Source organism: Gluconacetobacter sp., assembly GCF_047721585.1.
Classification (GTDB): domain Bacteria; phylum Pseudomonadota; class Alphaproteobacteria; order Acetobacterales; family Acetobacteraceae; genus Gluconacetobacter; species Gluconacetobacter dulcium.
This window is the reverse complement of the sequence record NZ_JBDNXE010000088.1, coordinates 1-17,918: the sequence shown is the minus strand read 5'-3', so window position 1 is coordinate 17,918 and position 17,918 is coordinate 1. Positions and strand designations below refer to the sequence as shown.

13 protein-coding genes and 1 pseudogene are annotated in these 17,918 nt (G+C 57.8%); all 14 read right to left on the bottom strand.

Annotation, left to right across the window (positions count from 1 at the left end):
* Positions 1-190: 190 nt before the first annotated feature.
* Positions 191-1,126 (bottom strand): IS5 family transposase, encoded by a 936-nt coding sequence (locus tag ABF821_RS14730; protein ID WP_415530536.1) that lies wholly within the window; start codon positions 1,124-1,126, stop codon positions 191-193.
* A 76-nt stretch (positions 1,127-1,202) separates the two neighbouring features.
* Positions 1,203-1,388 (bottom strand): transposase, encoded by a 186-nt coding sequence (locus tag ABF821_RS14725; protein WP_415530535.1) that lies wholly within the window; start codon positions 1,386-1,388, stop codon positions 1,203-1,205.
* 61 nt (positions 1,389-1,449) lie between these two features.
* Positions 1,450-1,647, bottom strand: a pseudogene (locus ABF821_RS14720) (ArdC-like ssDNA-binding domain-containing protein); the annotation flags it as partial.
* Between the two features lie 244 nt (positions 1,648-1,891).
* The gene (gene brxL, locus ABF821_RS14715) at positions 1,892-3,934 is read right to left on the bottom strand and encodes a protease Lon-related BREX system protein BrxL (RefSeq protein ID WP_415530533.1); all 2,043 of its coding nucleotides are present in this window, start codon (positions 3,932-3,934) and stop codon (positions 1,892-1,894) included.
* Between the two features lie 2 nt (positions 3,935-3,936).
* Complete coding sequence (locus tag ABF821_RS14710) at positions 3,937-6,489, bottom strand: PglZ domain-containing protein (protein ID WP_415530532.1); 2,553 nt, start codon at positions 6,487-6,489, stop codon at positions 3,937-3,939.
* On the bottom strand, positions 6,489-7,562 hold the full coding sequence (locus ABF821_RS14705) for a GTP pyrophosphokinase (protein WP_415530531.1): 1,074 nt from the start codon (positions 7,560-7,562) through the stop codon (positions 6,489-6,491). Before ABF821_RS14705 ends, ABF821_RS14710 begins: the two co-directional genes overlap by 1 nt.
* The gene (locus ABF821_RS14700; RefSeq protein WP_415530530.1) at positions 7,559-9,739 is read right to left on the bottom strand and encodes a hypothetical protein; all 2,181 of its coding nucleotides are present in this window, start codon (positions 9,737-9,739) and stop codon (positions 7,559-7,561) included. The genes ABF821_RS14705 and ABF821_RS14700 overlap by 4 nt, the downstream gene beginning before the upstream one ends.
* Positions 9,736-11,670, bottom strand: a complete 1,935-nt coding sequence (locus ABF821_RS14695; RefSeq protein ID WP_415530529.1) for an Eco57I restriction-modification methylase domain-containing protein — start codon at positions 11,668-11,670, stop codon at positions 9,736-9,738. Before ABF821_RS14695 ends, ABF821_RS14700 begins: the two co-directional genes overlap by 4 nt.
* Positions 11,671-11,682: 12 nt before the next feature.
* The gene (gene brxC / locus ABF821_RS14690; protein ID WP_415530528.1) at positions 11,683-15,225 is read right to left on the bottom strand and encodes a BREX system P-loop protein BrxC; all 3,543 of its coding nucleotides are present in this window, start codon (positions 15,223-15,225) and stop codon (positions 11,683-11,685) included.
* Between the two features lie 13 nt (positions 15,226-15,238).
* Positions 15,239-15,814 (bottom strand): BREX protein BrxB domain-containing protein, encoded by a 576-nt coding sequence (locus tag ABF821_RS14685; protein WP_415530527.1) that lies wholly within the window; start codon positions 15,812-15,814, stop codon positions 15,239-15,241.
* Positions 15,811-16,596, bottom strand: a complete 786-nt coding sequence (locus tag ABF821_RS14680) for a BrxA family protein (protein ID WP_415530526.1) — start codon at positions 16,594-16,596, stop codon at positions 15,811-15,813. Before ABF821_RS14680 ends, ABF821_RS14685 begins: the two co-directional genes overlap by 4 nt.
* Positions 16,593-17,159 carry a BrxE family protein gene (locus tag ABF821_RS14675; protein WP_415530525.1) on the bottom strand — a complete coding sequence of 189 codons (567 nt, stop codon included), beginning with the start codon at positions 17,157-17,159 and terminating at the stop codon, positions 16,593-16,595. Before ABF821_RS14675 ends, ABF821_RS14680 begins: the two co-directional genes overlap by 4 nt.
* 93 nt (positions 17,160-17,252) lie before the next feature.
* Complete coding sequence (gene mads1 / locus ABF821_RS14670; RefSeq protein ID WP_013639415.1) at positions 17,253-17,447, bottom strand: methylation-associated defense system helix-turn-helix domain-containing protein MAD1; 195 nt, start codon at positions 17,445-17,447, stop codon at positions 17,253-17,255.
* 133 nt (positions 17,448-17,580) lie between these two features.
* Positions 17,581-17,802, bottom strand: a complete 222-nt coding sequence (locus tag ABF821_RS14665; protein WP_415530524.1) for a hypothetical protein — start codon at positions 17,800-17,802, stop codon at positions 17,581-17,583.
* Between the last annotated feature and the right edge of the window lie 116 nt (positions 17,803-17,918).

Here is a 17,918-nt window from a genome sequence, read left to right as displayed (position 1 = left end):
TCTCCTCCCGCAGCAGAAGGTTCTCACGGCGTAATCTCTCATTCTCAAGCAATAATGAGACCTGTGCGCGGGTGGTGGATATTGTCGGTGCCATCTCAATTTGATGAAGAAAACGCGATATTGATACCTGTTTTCTTACTGCCGAGGGCGCTGCACAACGCGTTGCATGGGGGGTATGGTGTCAACCATATCACGCCGCTACAGCGAGGATATTGAGTGTCCGTCTGAGATTGTAGGCAATGGCTGTGACGTGGATCTGGATGGCGGTTTTGGCGAGACCGCGCCATCGCATCCGGCGTAACCCATAGCTGCGCTTCCAGGTGCCGAAGATCTTCTCGATCCGGCCCCGGGTCCGATGGACGTCATCGTTCCATGCCTTCAGTTGGGCAAGCGTTTCCTGTTCGTCCCGCCCCCACATCGACGTTGCGGCAACGCGGAGCGTACCGCCTTTTGAGCGGACTGCGTCGCGGAAATGATTGCCCCGATAGGCGCTGTCGGCAAAAACCTCGCCCAGGTCGTTGGGTATGGCATCCGGTCCAGCCCGGCCATCGTTGATATTGGCTGGCATAATCGCAATCTGCTCGACCAAAGCGGTCGTGGCATCGGCGCCGACATGGGCCTTGAAGCCATGCACGGCCTTGCGTCCTTTGTGCTTGACCCACCGTGCCTCGTTATCGCGTTCCGCTTGCGACGCGATGATCGTCGCATCGACGATCGTACCGGTCTTGATCCGAATGGCCCTCGATTTTAACTGACCCGTCACCGCTTCGAACAGGGCTTGATCAAGCGAGTGGCTGGCCAGTTCGCGTCTGAACCGCACGAAGGCTGTGCGCTCCGGTGTGGGTTCGTGTGCGGAAAATCCGCAGAACCGGCGAAAGGATGTTCGATCGTCCAAAGCTTCAGCCAGTTTGACATCGGAGAGGTCATACCAGACCGCAAGCAGCATCGCCCGGAACATCGCAAGCGGTGGCCATGCGGCTTCGCCTTTCGGCGCGGCGTAGAGTGAGCCAAGCAGCGCAGCAATTGCCTGCCAGTCGATCAAGGCCGAGATGTCATCCAATGATGACGACTTCTGATCCTGTCCCGAAAATGCCAGGCAATCCTGACCAATCGACCGGTGCGCCATCGTCATGCTCCAGGCTTGATATCAGGCAAAAGAGAATCACTTTTCGTCCTAAAAATCCACCACCCGCGCACAGGTCTCATAACGCTGCATGATCCGTTGCATCAGCAACCACAGTGTCGTGCTGCTGCGCATCGCGGATCCATTTCTTCAACGTCGAAGAGCCGATACCCAGATCCTGGGCAATACGCTCACGTGACAGACCGCTGCTCAGAGCTAAACGCACCGCCTCGTGCCTGAACTCAGCCTTATAAACTCGTCCCATTCCAAATCTCCTTCATGACCATCTTCGGTCTTAAAGGTCCGGAACTAAACCGTGACACGTCCATCAGCACATTGATCCCGGAATAATGCCGCCCGGTGGCGGCATTCCTCGGCATAGCGAGCGGCGCCTTTGCGGCGGCCGTACCCCGGGGCTGGACCCAGGGCAGCCGCCCAGCCTCCAACTCGCTGATGATCTTGGTGGTGATTTCGTCGTACAGGTTGGCGTGGCCGTGGCCGGCTTCGTGGCGGTGCTTGGACATCGCGGGTCTCCGCGCCGGGCGCCGGAGGCATCTCCTCCAGCCCTCAACCCGTCACGGCAAAACCGGACCGCACTCTCACTCTCTAAACGGGGGCGTTGCGGGAGCTCCTGGCAGAAGGGCTCGAGCGCAGCGTGCCAAGATTGGCAGGCGGAACGCGTTCGCAGCGCAGATCGAGACCCTCGCGATGGAGCACAAGCCGCGTCAAGGCGAAGCTCGCCTCGGCGCCCCGCTACGTAGTTCTTCGTTATAAGTTTCCCAGCACTTTCATTGCTGCTGTCTTCGGATCCCCATAGAAGACTGGGTCGACGTGCTCCATAATGTCAGCGCTCACATCGAGAAAATTTCGTTTATTCTCTATCGGAATGAGTGAGCGCTTCGCGCCATTGTCTTTCGCGACTTGAAGGGGCTCGGTCAAGGATCGCAACGGCTTGATATTCCCTTGCACGCTCATGTCGCCAAGCACGAGCAGCGCGGGACTGACTGGCGCTTTGCGAAGTGCCGAATAGGCCGCCACGAAGAACGCGACGCCGATCTCGGCCTCAACGCGATTTCCCAATAAATCGATCACCTCGACGTGGAGGTCAGAAGTCTCAAGATCCCGGGTAATCCCAAGCTCGGCCTTCTTCGCTTGGACATAGCTAAAGGCTCGCTGCACCGATTCTTTCATTGCACCAGAAATGCCACCGGCCAACCGTAGCTTTGCAGTGCCGCTAGAAACGGACACCTCCAACCGATAAAGGCCGACGGTTCCGTCGGACGTCACGCCGGCCGTATAGACACTTCCAGGAGACAGGGGATCGGCGGAAATCAAATCGCGTCCACCCTGCTCGGGGACACCAACAAAGCGCTCTTCGCCGGTGTCCTGGACCGTGTAGCTGAACGACGTTTGGTAATATTCAAAGGACCCCATTTTCTTGAGCTGTTCCTTCACGCGTCTCCGTCCTTCGAGAGCAAGCTCAAGAATTTCTGCGAGCTCCTCCTGTGTCACGTCGCCATCAGGAAATAAAATTTTTATCAATCCAGACACGGTCTTCCTGACCGCTTTACGATCGCGCGCGTTCAAATGCGCGCCCATCGAAAAGAACCGGTCGATAATCTCAGTGAAGTTGTGCTTGCGCATGTCGCGCAGCGCCTCAGCGAGATAGTCCACAACAAAGCCGTAGTGGTCCGTGAACAGCTCGTTCCGCATCTGCGGAATCTCCCAGCCAGGGAGATAGAAGTGCAGCCGGTCGATGAATGCCATGTCGTCACGAATAGTGTCGGGCATCGGCGCGAAGAGATGGCCCGTCTGGACCATGACGTCGATCGGCTGATTGGTGTTGCCGAACATAGCTATGCTGGCATCCCCTGCAACGGCCTCCTGTCCACGTTGGAAGGTGCCAGACTCGCAGTACGTTTTCATCGTCGTGATGACTTCCTTAGGCATCTTCTGGAGGTCCGCGACCTCGTCGAAGCCCACGACATCCCAGATCTGGACCATGCCCTTTTGACGCCCCGACATGTGGCCGAACAGATTGGCGACTGTCGTCCCTCCCGTCAGAAGCGCTGTGTACGGCGAAACCTCCTGGACCACGTAGCTCTTGCCGGTCCCGCGAGGGCCAAGCTCAACAAGGTTGTAGTTCCGCTCCGCCAAAGGGATGAGTCGAACCAAGAAGAGCAGCTTGAGCCGCCTAGACATCTCCCCGGGCTCGTATCCCATGCTCCGTACGATCAGATCTAACCACTCGTCGGTGGTGAACTGTTTTCTGACATTGCGGTATTCGTCGAGGTCGAACGTCGCGATTTGAATGGGGACTAGCTTGTCGATCCAAAACGGATTTTTGCCCTTCGACTCCTCGTCGGTTTCGAACCGCATGTCGACTTGCACCCACACGCCCCCCATAAGCAGGCGCTCATAATCACGCACGTATTGGCTGGGTATATGAAGGAATTTGTTATTAAAATTTACGCCTTCTGCCCAGTAGTCGGAATCGACCAGCCGCACTTTGACCTTGTCGATGAAAGAATATTTTCCACTCTCTTTGACCTTGCTCTGTGCCTTCGCAGACTCGTCTGGTCGAATATAGTTGTTTGCGAGCGTGTCGTTGACGACCTGCAGCCCCATCTGAATTGCGAGCTCATCGGACGAGGCGCAATATTTTCCAAGTAGAAACTCCAGCACGAAGACGGGCACATTGGCCCCTACCTTGACCTTGCGAACGAGATCCTTCCGGACAACCTTTCCGGCGAACAGCTGGTTCGCTTTGTTGTCGAGTGCGTCACGGGCCGGCGGTGTACCATTGCTCATGCTTAAACTCCGAGACGGACCGGGATGTCGGTGGGTGAGCGATACAGCTCCGCGTCAGTTGTCGGGTTTTGGATGACGACGCGGAGCGACGGCACGCTCTCGTCGCTCAGCAAGAACGCCACCGTGACCTGCTTCCCGGCCTCCAATTTCACGCAGCCTGTCGAGCGATCGAACTCGCCGTCGATGGCCATTCCGACGCCGCCCACTTGCTTTCCGGCGGACATAAGAAGCGGGCGGACCACCAGTTCGGTTGAAAACAGGGAGAGATTCTTGCCGTCGAGTTGGATCACCACGCTGAAGATGCGGTTGGTGACCGCGTCGGGCAGGCCGATGGCCGCTACTGGTCCCGAGGACGAACGCCCCGGCGCGCTCGTCTTCATGCGGACCGTTACAACTGGGATGACCATTTCCTGCAATGATGGGCCGCCGTGGTGGAATGCCAGGTCACCCCCGGCCTTGAAGACCCCACTTCCCAAGGGAAATACAAAATCGAGATCGGAGTCGTACCCAAGCGCGGAGGCCGTCACGCGCACGCAGCCAGACGGTGTTGTGCCACCGCGACCAATCCAGCAGCGCCGGTGAAGGTCGACTTCGTCGCCTCCCGGCGACGCGATTCGCATCGATTCATCGCGGTCAGATGGAAAAAAGAGGTGGCCGTGATCTGCGGTCAATACGCAGTGCTCGACACCAGCTGCCGCGAGCTTTCGGATGGCCCGGGCGAGATTATCGATGACGGTGTCCATCACCTGCCGAGCCTGGAAAGTGAACCCGCGCTCGCCCGCGTGGTCGATTTCCTGCGACCTGACAATGATGACCTGAGAACCCTCGATCTTCTTGGCAAGTCTAGACGGTTGCAAACTCAGCAATTCGTCGAGCGCGATGTCCGACAGTTTGGGGATCCGCGAGGCGGCAAATTTCTTCCGTGCGGTTAGGTCAGGAAGGAACGCGTCATCGATCCGAGCCCCCAGTGCTCCGCCCTGCTCGACCACACTGAAGCTTGAAGATGCCCCCGGCTGAAGGGCCGCCATCCCAATCGGGGTAATGCTCGGGAGGGCGCAGACGGCTGCGCGCACGCTGACTTCTACCGACTTTGGGAGTCGCTCTGAGAGTTCGACGCCCATCTCGAAGCGCATGGCATCGACGAAGAAATAGGCGACGGGCTTCGGCTGTTCGGAGACGACTTCACTAAAAATCCTAGTCTGGTGCAAGCAACTCGAGACGGCCCAGTTGGCCGCCACGAGCGCTCGCGTGAAGCCGTCGGCCATCGCGCGGCAAGCGTCCTCATAGACGCCGCGCACGATCCCTAGCGGGCGCTCTTCGGGCTCGTCGTCAAGGTTGGCGACCCATGCTTCAAGCCGCCGTTGAGCCTGATCCAATCGAAACCAACCGTTCTTGGCTACGTAGGCGTCGATCCAGCCGTTGGCGTCGACTGAGGCCTTGCCGACCGCCGCCCGAACGGCCACGCCGAGGGCGCCCAGCTCGGCCATGCGACGGCAGGCCTCCCATTGCGCCTTTCGACCGACATCCCGATCGAGCCAGAAACTTTGCTCGCGGCCGGTGATCAGTTCGAGGGCCTGATCAAACTTCTTCTGTGCGACGAGGTCGCCGCAGTGCGCGAGCAACGCTTGTTCCTCGAAGCGGAAGGTATCGATCGATCCGAGGGTTCCTGCGGAAATGGCGGCCGCGTCCAGCCCAAGTTCGGCCTCCACGCGGTCGGCCATGCCGGGATAGGCCTCCGAAAATTTGGTGCGAAGCAGGTGCGCGAGTTCCCGGACCGCGCCTTCCTCATCCCTGGTCCGTGGCGCCGGTATGCTATCAAGCGCCAACGGAAGCGCGCCGCTCAAATCGCCGCGGAATTCTCCGGCCAGAACATACCGAAGGCTGATGGATCGAAGCCTCGGCAGAGGTGCGTCGTCCGGAAGCTCGAGACCGAGCTTCGAACGTATGAGCTTTACAAGTTCGCGCGTGGCTTCCTTCGACTCGATTTCAGCATCGCGCCCGTCGCTCGCAAGCCAGGGGGCAATGATACCGTCATTGCCCGAAGCGCCGTGGAAGATGGATTTCAGAACCGATGGCGGCTCTGTCGATGATGTGTCAGAGGATGCCCGTGCGAGATCTTCGTATGAGACACGTTCGGGCGCCGACATCTCGTCGATGACCCCGTCCGTGTACCGTTGACGAAGAACATTGCGCGCCAGCCGCTTAAGTTGCGGCTCGTAGCATTCACCGGCCTTCTCGAGCTCCATCAGCACTGATCCGTGCCGATCACGCTCGCAGCCGGGCAGGTAGATGATGACGCACTCGCTCGGCGCATCATCGCAGACGAACGGTTCCACCACCGCGCGCAGCTCAAACAATGAGCCATCGAACTCCGCAAGACGCGCAGCCAGTCCGCCAACGGCGACGGTGACGGCTTCGTCGCCTGTCCGAGCGCCGCCCCGCAGTTCCCCTATAAAGGGCGCAAATTCGCGGCGCGGATCGTACCAGACGACCACCTTCCTCGCTTTCAGCTTCTCAGCGAGCTGCTTCGAAATATACTCATTCAAGGGGTGCATCAGCTGAGACCTCCGCTTTCCACCTTGGAGAGCTCCTGAAAGCGGGCAGCAAACCAGCGCAGGCGCGCAACACCATCGGAAACGGCTTCGCCGGATGACGACACGATGTAGGCTGCGACCTTGGGCAGGAGCAGGACGAGAAGAAGGTCGGAGGAGTTACGGTCCAAAGCGAACCGCCCATCGCCTTTGGCCGCCAGATTCGCCGAGAATTCATCGAGCGCGCTCTGCGCGGTCACTGTCATAGGCTCGGAAGCAGCAATCAGCTTCCTTATGCTTTCCGGCGAGACGAGGCGAACAGGTTGCAGTGCTTCGTACAGGGGGCCGGCGTTTCGCCCGAAGTCGATATCTGGGAACCACCCGCGGACCCGGGCGACGAAGTCGTAGACGTCCGTGAAAACGCCGCCGTGCTCGCGTTGCCGTCGCTCCGTCTCGGCGAAAAGATTTCCGATCGTGATGTCGCCCTGCCGAACGGCAAACCCAAGCGACACCAGGAGGCTGCGTTCCTGTTCAGATAGGGAGCCGGTCAGAGGCTTATAGCCGAGATCGTGTTCGATCTCATTCCACACATGGGCCATCATACTGCAGACCTGAATCTCGCAAGGGACGTCCGAGACGTTGGCGTAGGTGCCGATCACATCGGCCTCCGGCAAAAACGCTTCGATATGCGTTGCTCGATAGAAATTGTTGTTGTCCCCCGCGTTCTTATCCTTCCGCTCGCTCTCCGGCTTTGCGCCCTTCAGATCGACGAACCGGTTGCAAACCAATTGTACGACCTGGTCCTCGTGCCGCTGTTCGTAGGTCGCAATTCGCACCGCAGCGAGATCACGCACTGCGTCAAAGACCGATTGTACGGTCGGCAGGTCCTTCTTGCCTGAAGCGGCGAAGCGCCGAAGCTTCCCCTCAAGACTCTTGGGGCTCTTCGCGCGAAATGTGACCTGCGCGCGAATCGCGTTGCCTTCGACAATTTCAAACCTGCATATCTCCGCGACGCGCGCGGAAAGCTTGAGGTATCGGTCGTATTCGCGGTGGTAGCGAAGGACCGCGTTCTTGATGTTGTCCTCGGAGATCGTCACGATGATGACCTCCGTGCTTTTGCCTTCGAGCCGTTCGCTGCTGAGGCTGTCACAAGGTCCAGCAAGGCGGCTTTCACTGCGACGGACGTCCGCTCCCTAACTATCTCGTCGATTGGGCGGGTCGGGATTTGGCGTGGCCTCCATTTCCCATCTGCCCCTTCCGTCCAAAAGACGTCCGCAAGACCGTGGGCGATGGCGATGCTACGGTCTATCGCGCATTTCGGAACAACGCGCTCGGGCCATAGATGCATCGCAAGATGAGCCCAGTCGTACTTTCCCGAAGCGAGTTCTTCCCATTTGCTCTTTAGTTCCTTCTGCCAGACCTTGTGATGGGGAACGAGTCGCCAAAGCGGTGACATTGTTATTACGACGCCATCGTCGAGCTCGGGCTTCCAAAGCGGAGCAACGCGCTTTATCTCTTCTAGAAAGGTACTAATCTCGGTTACAAACCCCTCGTGTTCAGAAATCTCCTTTCGCTGCCGCGCGTTAGGATTGGGACCAGCAGCCTCGATGAAGCCAGCAAGCTGCCGCTCCTCGTGAGCAAGCTTGGGGGTCACTAGTTCATTCTGAATTTGAAAGAGACTATCTCTTGTCAATCGATGCGCGTACAACCATACGCTGTAGCGCCTTGAGGGCACGCCGAGCTGCCAAACGACGGGAGCCTTCCTTCCGCCTTTCGAATATTTTCTTAAATGATAGCCGAAATAGCTTTCGGACAACCATTTTTGAATGTTGCGACCCTTCGCATCCAGTAAACTGGATGCGTCGTTCCACATTTCCTCCGCGAGACTTTGAAAAGCGATCTCGAACACCGAGCGCACCGCACGGGTCAGATCAAGTGAATGCCCCGGATCATCGACGAGCATTCCGTTCTCGGGAAAATTAAGTGGATAATCCACGCCAGGGTGCCCAGGTTGCAGACTGGCGTCGACGATGAGCATGCCGGGCGACGCTGGCGGCAGGGGATCGAACGGTGCGGGTTCCGGTGGTCCTTTTCGAAGCCCAGCTGCAATCCGTACGTCAAAGCGACCGAAGGCAACGCCGACCGCCCACGAAACGAGGGCTTCGACAAGCCCCATCCCACTGCCTTCGGCAGGTGTCGTCTCGAGCTTTTCGCCCTCGTCCTCATCATCTTGATCGATTTCGCCTGAGCTAGATTCTAATTCGGGACTTTCGACGCCAAAACCCTCTGCAAGCGCACGCTGGTCGCCTTCGCTCAGTCCATAGATTTCAAAGCTACGTTGATCGATCTCCGATTGAAGAGCCAGTATCTCGTTATGGATTTGGGCGAGCTGTTCAGTTGAAGCGGATATTCGAGATGCGAGATTGCAACCATCCACTTGCAAGAGCTGCGGTAGCACAAATGCATGTGAAGTCTCGGTTCTCGTATCAGCACGATACTTTAGGGACCACGACCGTCTGAATAGATCGGCAAGAATTCGTCTGTCGTCTTCCGATGGCTCTGGCATCGGCATTCGCTGAAGTCCGCCCCCTGAGAATTCGGGGTGACCGAAGCGGCCGAGGAGCATCTTAAAAACGGTATCGAAACCGCGTGACGACAGAAACGCGATTATCCAAGGTAATTCTACCGGAGGCGCGAATCCGCCGCACCCTCTCTTGCTAAATATGGACCCGGCCGGCAAAGCCGCCGGAGCAAAACGAGAGGCCCTCAGCGGCCATGTGAATCCTGGTCGGAAATAGAACTCGATCGCGTTGATCATTGCACTCCACTGGTCACCCCACCCGTGTGACGCGCGGTATGCGGATGCAAACGCCTTCAATTCGGCACCATTGGAGAACCATCGGACAACAACGACAGTATCTGTATAGTGGGAGTTGGGAGATCCCCCCTTGGCGAGGGGAACCCATCGCTCCAAGGGTGCAGAAGGCTCGACAGAAATTTCCCACCAAGCCCTCAGAAATCTCTTATCATTGTTTGTATTCAGGCCCGCCTTAGCTGTTCGCTCTTCCGATTCAAGAGGCGGCAATTCGGCAAACAAACCTCTCAGCTTGTCACCAACCCAGTATGCAAATGGGGATCGAGGGACAACAGAAAATACTACTGGATCTAACTCGAATATTTGCTTATCCCGTGCCGAATTCGGATTGACGATTGCGGCACGCAGGGCCTCCGCCTTATCCTCGGCATCAAGAATGCGAAAGAAGACCGTCTTCATGACGTGACCTTTCGGTCTTTCTCAAGACAGTAAGCGGCCACCTCAACCATCGCGCTGTCCAGCACGCCGTAGCCCAGGTCGGCGAACACAACCGGAGGCGCTTGCTTGAGCAATATCTCTTCACGCCACTTTTGGAATGTCGCCAGAAAAAACCCTGCCCGCGAAGTGATGGCACCAAGAAGTCCCCGCGGATGGAGCAGCTCGATTCCACGCTCCACAAAGGCTGTATAAATGTCGTTCTTTGTTACGGGATAACTCCTTTCAAACTCTCTCTTCGCGGCAAGGCTCCCAGCGCCAAAGGGCGGATTCATCAAGACGATATCGAACCGTGTTCGAACAAGGTCGATCAGCGCTATTCCCTGTGCCGCATCACCCGCAAAAAGCCGGCGGCGGACACTTGCACTTCCGGTGGCTGCTTCTGCGAACGCGCGCAATGCGCCGACGATCAACGCCTCGGCCTCGTGGAAAAAACGGTCGTCATCAATTCCTGAGAGGTCCAAGGAACCCTGAGCCACTACGGGTTCCATGCCTGGGAGAAATCCTGTGACGTGTCGCTGCTTTACGAATTGCTCCCTGGCTTGGTGTAGCTCCGCAGCGATGCTGTCTTCGAGCCGTAGGAGTGCGCCGAGATCGCCAGCCAGCCGACATTCACCGACCATCCTCTTGAACAGGTCTCGCAGCAGTGGCGGATCGAGTTGAGCCGCAAACTCATCTGTGAGCGCATCGTCGCCGGGCATCGGCTCCGCCACCACGATATGCGTGCGCTGAATACGGGGCCGATCAGCTGCAGCGACACCTATTTCTTTCCACGCACGCTGCGCTCGCAGCCATAGCGCTAGTGCCGCGATCTGTACGCAGCGCGGGTCAATGTCTACGCCGTGAAGATTGTATTCGACGATCATCTTCGGCACCGCCTTGTGCAGCTCGCCGAGATTTGGGAAATCCGACCGTAGAGAGTGGCCCGTCAGGTCGCTCGCAGGCCCATTTCGATCGACTGCCCACGCTTCCTCGTAGATCGCCAGTAGAATATCAAAACTGTATAGAAGGAAATGGCCTGAACCACAGGCAGGATCTAGAATGCGAAGATCTCTTGGATCCTTCTGTAGGCGTGCGTTGGCCGGCGTTTCTCTTGATCTGACGAGGTATTCGCATCGTGCAGCGAGAAGACCGCCATCTCCATGCATTTCCAGCCACAGGCGGCCAAGTGTGTTGTCGACGAGGAATTGCACAACGTATCGCGGCGTAAAGAACTGATTGCGGACCGCCAACTCTCGGCTGTTTGATGGGGGACGCCTTCCTCGACCCATTTTTTCTCGGTCTTCGTCCGAGTTGAAGAACTGGTAGACCCACCCAATCGTCTCGTCTTCACCCCAAACTCCCGAAAGGTCGGCTGCATTAAGGATGGTCAGTAGCGCCTCAAACGTTTGCCGCTTAGGCCATAGGATCGACGCCGAGTCACGCCGGTCAAACAGAACCTTGATCTCAGTCGAGAACTCGTCGAACAGGCTTTCAACATAAAGGCGATAACCGGCGGCGTCGGGTAGAAGCGCTACGCCCGGCGCCATACCGCAGAACTCCTTGAATCCGGAAGATTGGTCGCCTTTGGAAATGCACTCCTGCACAAGCTGGCGTGCTTCGAGCATTTTGAGCGCGACGAACCTGTTCAGCGTCGTGAACGCAGAATCCCTTACATAGTCGGTGACCGCCTCAACGGCGGTGGCCCCAGCGGCCCGCTTGTGTTCGATCGTCGCGACTATTTTGTCCCGCTGAAACTGCTGACGGGTCGATAGATGTGCGCCACCGGCTGGTGCGACGACACCGCTGCGCAACACGTCAAAGGTGCCTTCGAGCTGCGAGGAAAAATCCTCGTCCAACAGCTTGCGCGCCTGCTGGGTTGCCCGCTCGATGGCGTTGCGTGTCGCCTTATCCATGGTGCGCGCCGATCATTGGACGATCACCTTCTTGCCTGTGCCGATCAGTCGCGAACACTCCTCCCGAATGCCGGCGAGAGCGGCGTCAAGCTGTTCTTCGGTTTCGACTCCGCCGGAGAAGTATCCACCCAACCGCACGGTCGCGACGCGATCGCCATCGACGATGCGGTGGAGTTCTGCGATGGCGTCCTGAAGCCGAGCCTCACAGGCGTCCAGTTCCGAACGGAGCTGCGGAATTGGCACGCGCACCTGGTCCCGCGTTTTCCCTCGCAGCAAGGGAGCCGCAAGCTTCTCTTGTTGGTCTTGATCGATCCCATCCCAGCCGGGCGTCTGCGCCAACCGATCAAGCGCGTGCGTGTAGGCGTCTATTCGAGCCTCCAACGCGTCATCGAAACGACGGGCGTACTCGGCATCGATAGCCGACGCGTGTTGTTCGATAAGCGGCAGCTCGCGGTAGAAGGTCTCCCGCGCCAGGAGATCCTCAAGCTCGGCGGCATCGGCACGCAACTCGTCGGCTACATCCGCTTCGCTGCTGAGGAACGGCCAGGCCGATCGCAGGGCTTCTCGTGCCCGATCGAGATCGCGCAGCTTTGGTTCTGATAGGGCCTGCTCAAGCTCGGTAGCGCGTTTGATGGCGTCCTTAATGGCACGATGCGACGCATTGAAGGTGGCGATCGCGTTGTCCTCGGATCCGCGCAGGACGGCCTTCATTTGTCCAATAGCGCCTTCGAGGACCGCAGCCCCTGGAAGCCGGTAGGCGATCAGCTGGCCATGCGCGGAGGAGACCGGGTCTTCATGGCGGGCGATCTCCTTGCGGAGTTCGGAGACGATCGCGCCGGCGTTGAGCTCCCTGACCTCGCTACCGAACGTGTCCCGGAAGGCCTCGGACGCCTTAACCAGCTCCTCGAATTCGATGCCCTTCTTCGGCCTGAACGACGCTTGGCGAAAGAAGTTGTTGTTCGAAAAAGTATCTCGGGCTTCGATCCCCGTCGCGGAGTCGATCGTCTGACCTTTGCTGGTGGCTTGGATTTTTCCGGCTCTCAGCAGCGAGAACACCAGCAAGCGGACGACTTCGAAGTCCCAGCCGAACGGCTCCTTCGCCAGCTCATCGGCGAGATAGCGACCGCTCGCGGTATCGCCGTAGTTGGCGCGTTCCTCGATACGCGAAAGCACCTCGGCCAATGCGCCGCTTTCAACCCGGAAGACCGTCTTGCCCTTTTCGTCTCGTAAAAGGCCAAGGCTTCCGAACACGGACGGGAGACCCTGAAGGTTCTCTGCGGTGAACAGGGCATCGAGGCCCTTCTTGACATCGGCAGGCTTTGCGGCAGCTTCCTTGAAGCGATCGAACACCTCTGGCAGCACGTCGCTCAGAATTTCGGCGGCGCTCTTGCCCATGTCCACCGCCCGATCGTCAGGGCTGCGATCGTTACCGCGGAAGCTGACGCTGCCAGCGAGGCAGGCAGCTCTTACGAGCCGACGCAGCTCATCTTGGTGCCGCCTTTGCCGGATCTTTTCTTCGCCAATGAGCGCAGTTTCGTCGGCGGTCTTCGCTTCGCGCTCCTTCCGCGCCAACATCTCCTTGGAACGAAATAGCTCAACCGTCTCACGATCGATCGCGTCATTGAGGGCGACAGCCCAGAAGACGCTCTTACGCTCCCGTTGACTGCGGGCACGAAGCTCCGCGGCCAGCGCCTGAAACGCTGCTCCATCCTCAGCGAGATGGACGTGAAACATCATGTTGCCATCGACAATCTCACGTCCGTGGATCGCGAAGCCGGCCTTGAAGGTTTTCGTGTCGAATAGGATGTGGGTTGGTTGCGGCTGCCAGAACCCGGCCAACACCTCGGAATAGATGCGATGCGCATCACCGGGCTTCGGGTTTATACCGTTACGAATGCGCTCCCAGTCGTCCTCCGCGGGTGTCGGGATACGGTATCCATCATCGCCGAGGCGAACTTTGTTCGTCGCTTCGAGCTGGCGGAGCGCATCCTTCACCGCGGCGAGCTGGGAGTCTCCACCAACTCCGGGATGGAGGGCGGCCGATATATTTTCGGCTGTACGGTGGACGCTCTTCACGTATTGCAGGAGGCAGATCACCTTCGCGACTGGCTGCGCGAGCGGATGGTCTAGCTCCTTGGAGATAGCGGAAATCTTCGCGCGAACCTCGGAACCGATATTGCCCTCGACAAGGTCGTAAACCTGGTCGAGCCTTGCGACGGAGCCAATCGGCTGGTCCGCGAGATTGACGGCCGGATTGATAAGGAGCTGCTGCGCCAGCTTGATGATCGTCCGGTTCGCCCCACCGACGTGCTTGCTAGCACCGCCTTGCGTGCGCAGCCCTGACACCACCTGGATAATAAGATCGATCTGATAAGGCAGCAGCGGATAGAGATCGACGAAGCTGTCGCGGGTAAGTTCGGGCAGCTTAATGTCTGCAGTCAGACGCGTGTGCTCAGTGAACCGCCCACGGTGCTGATCGAAAAGCTCGCCCAGGGCTTTCTGCGCGGGTGCGTTTTTGGAGAGGACACGTCGGCTTGTGACCTCTGAAATGTCGGACGGCTCCAAATGGACCTGGAGAGGAAAACGGTCCATGAGCCGGGCAAGCTCGATCTTTTTGTCATCGAGCCCGCTGACGAGCTCGCCAAGCTTTTCCTGAGAGGTGACGACAATCCAGTGCTTGCCGCGCCCCTTGACGCCGAGACTCTGAACGACAGCCTGGAGGTCCAGCATCTTCTGGACATCTCGAGCGACAAACTGGCCGACTTCGTCCACGACGAACATAAGCGCCTGACCGGGCCGCCGACGCTTCATCAATTCATTTGCGCGTTCCGCCAGCTTCCCGGGCGAGATATCAGCCTTGTTTTTTACCGCCTTCACCCATGAATCTGCCATGGGATAAGTTTCTGGATCAAAGCTATGCAGAACCCGGCTGGCCTCGCTGAGGGCGAATGCGACTTTGCCTTTCTCGACGGACCATTCCTTCTTGAATAGCCGCTCGTACTCGGCCTCGAACCCTTCGAGTTGCCCCTTTTCCTCTAGGGCAATCTCCAATTCCGAAAGATCGAGGTCCTTCGCATAACCAAGGCTCTGGAGAAAAAGACCGTACATGATCTCAGTCAGAGACTGATTACCGCTTCTGATTCCTCTATCCGTTGAGACATCGAAAATCACGGCATGCGTTGGTATCTTTTCGTTTATTGCCTTCAGAAGAACCTGAAGTTTGTTGTCTCCTGTCCTCTGCCCGAACCGATCGCCCGCCGGAATTCCGGCCACTGGGCGGTTCTCGATTGACAACCCGAGCATCTTCGCAAAGCTGGATTTACCAGAGCCAAAAAATCCCGAAACCCAAATGGCAATGCCTTCGTGCGGCTTGTTCGGCGTCTCGCTATAGGCGTCAAAAATACTTGTGTAGTGGGACCTGATCGCGTCAGTGACTACGTACTCATTGATCTCATCGCGCAGAATATCATCGCTGGTCTGATCGACCTTGATGACTTCTTCGATACGACGATGAATGTCGTTCGCAAAAAGGCTTTTGATCGGTTCATTGGCCATCGCTGATTTCCCGTCAAAAGATCTTTGGACGATAGTTGTGCTCAGCTGCCAGCACGCCCATGAAGCGAAGCCCGGCAGCGCCGTCGAGATCGCCCGGATAAAACAAAATCGTCGGCACCATGACCCGCCCTTTCAGCTGTTCCAACAATGAGAATGTCCGGTAGACGGGGAACAAAGCGCCAGTGCGCTGAATGAAGACAATATCACTGAGCGGGTCGGGATCGTGGGGCATCTGCGCGGCGACGAGGTCCACCAGTGGCGCATATTCAGAAAGGACTGAATGCACGGTCTCTACAATCGTATCGGTGCCTTGATCGCATTCCGCAGAAAACCAGTCCTCGAGTGGCCGTTGTGACCGCATTGCCGCGTCCAAGCATTGGGCCAACGAGATGCGGCTGACGCGCTTTCCTTTTTGAGTGAGCCGGGTCTCAAGCAAGCTGATTTGTTTGCGCAGCTCGAATTCTTCCTCAGGGTCATATCGGAAAAGCGCATACGGCATGTCGTGGTACGCGCTGAGCCGCTCGCGAGGGTCCGCCAATTCCAGAATCGGTTCGAGGCTGGTCTTGATGCGCTGCATCAGATCGCTCATGCCACCATCCTTTTCGCATACTCGCAGGTATTGGCGCACGGCAAGCTGAGTTGAACGAGGCTGCCGGCGATCTGATAGTCCACCTTCTGATACTGATGAAGACGAAGTAATTCACGCTCTACGGCTGACGGCAGCATCAGAAACATCCGCCATTCCTCAGTTTCAAGAACCTTTCGAGGATTACGCGTCTTTTCACGAAGGGCGTACAGAATATAAAGGAAGCTCCGTTCGGGGAGATGGTAACTGGCAAATTCTTTGGTCGAACTCCCGCGAAGCAAGCCGAAATCGACCGCCATCTTAAGGAGCGCGGCAGAGACGCGATTGAGAGTCGTGTCACTCCAGGCGTGCTCAACGATCCCGCTACGGCGTCCAACGCTGCGGAGATGTTCGTAGACGTCCTCAGTCCGAACGCGGTAGGTGCCCGACACAAAAGTTGGGAAGAGCCAGTTAATCAAAAAATCCCGCAATAAAAACTCATCGCGTGTGATGTGCCACAGAAGGATTGGCTTCCACTCTTCGATAGGGCACCCGTTCTTCGCTAGAAGCACCAGGGCGCGATCGCGGTTAGCTGGATCAAATCGCCGATTCAGCACTTTCGCGACATCGCGAAGCCAAGTGGTTGAGCCCGCTCCAATGAAATTATCGCTTCTGAGTCGATCAAGGTTCGCTTTCTTGGATGCACTAAAGTCCCATGCAGCAAAGACGGCATAGGTTTCGGCAATCATCGCTCCTTTGATGAGTGTGAACGACGAGACGACGTGGGATCTCGCGGCCGGCGTCATGGGTTATCCAGGCGCGCGTAGGGAACCGCGAGTGAGCCTGGCTCACCGCGTGCGAAGCCGAGCGCAAGAAGTTCCATGTCCAGATTCGTGCCGGTAAAGGCCCCCGGCAACGGGACTGCCCGCCCTTCCGACGACCGCCGCATACGTGGAAAAAGGTCGGCCCCAGCGTCAGAGATCAAACTGAACGATTCAAGCGCCGCCCTCAGATCTGGTTCCTTCATTGCCTCGATTTGGAGGAAAAATGGGCTCCATTGGTCGGCGCGATCGAGGCAATGCTCCCAATGAACGTCAAACTCTTCTTCGATTGCCTCGGGAAGTTGCCAGAGCGTCACGCCATGCGGTGGGTCGAAAACTTCACGGCATCGAAAAGCCGCCACAGCAAAGACAGATCGCGCCTGTGCGAAGTAGTGGGTCCGAGGGAATCCGCGTCGGACAGCTGCGGTTCCAAGTCGGCTAAGCTGGCCCCTTGTATTCCACCATTTCGCCAGATCCATCTCGCCCACCCGGCCGGCGACCAGACGCAGCTTCAACAGCCTATCAAAGTCTATCCCTGCGGTTGTCATTCGATCACCTCCCCGCAGAGATATGCAACGAAGCGCAAGCCGGATCTGCGAATCGGGGAGAGGGGCGCGCCGGCGAAGCAATGGATCGACATCTCAGGTCCTTCCCTCGTCCCGGCTGCTTGCTTTTTGCTGCTCAATCCACCTGTCGATGTCCACACGCTGAAACCGCCATTGGCCGCCGACCTTGAAGGCGGGCAGCTGGCTCTTCTGGGCCATCGTGTAGACGGTCTTCTCGGCGACCTTGAGCAATTGGGCCACCTCCGGCAGCGTTAGAATTTCGTCCGGCATAAACCGGCCCTCTCATCGCAAAGGATGGCAGACTTTGCCAGAATTTAGTACGAGTTGCCAAGCCCTATCCGGTGGATTTTCGGGTGCGTCCAGGCCGCCGCAGAGTCGCAGGAACCAAGAGTATCAGTTGTGATCAAGCGGCTTTTGGAGTCCAGACGCAATTTTTGCGGAGCAGCGCGTTTGCGAGGACGACGAGCTTTCGCATGATTGCAGTGATGGCGATTTTGGCGTGTTTGCCCTTGGCGATAAGGCGGTCGTAGACACATTTGAGGTCGGGATTGAACCGCATGGCGACGATGGCAGGCATGTAGAGGGCATATCTGATGGCAGCCCTCCCGGCCTGGCCCTCCTCCATTGTGCCGAGTTCCGGCAAGTCGACCAGGAGCCGTGGGCCGTGACCAGGGATGCTCGCCAGCACTGAACCGCCCCGGGTTTACCGGAGAGTAAAACACTCAAAGGATGAGCCCTATG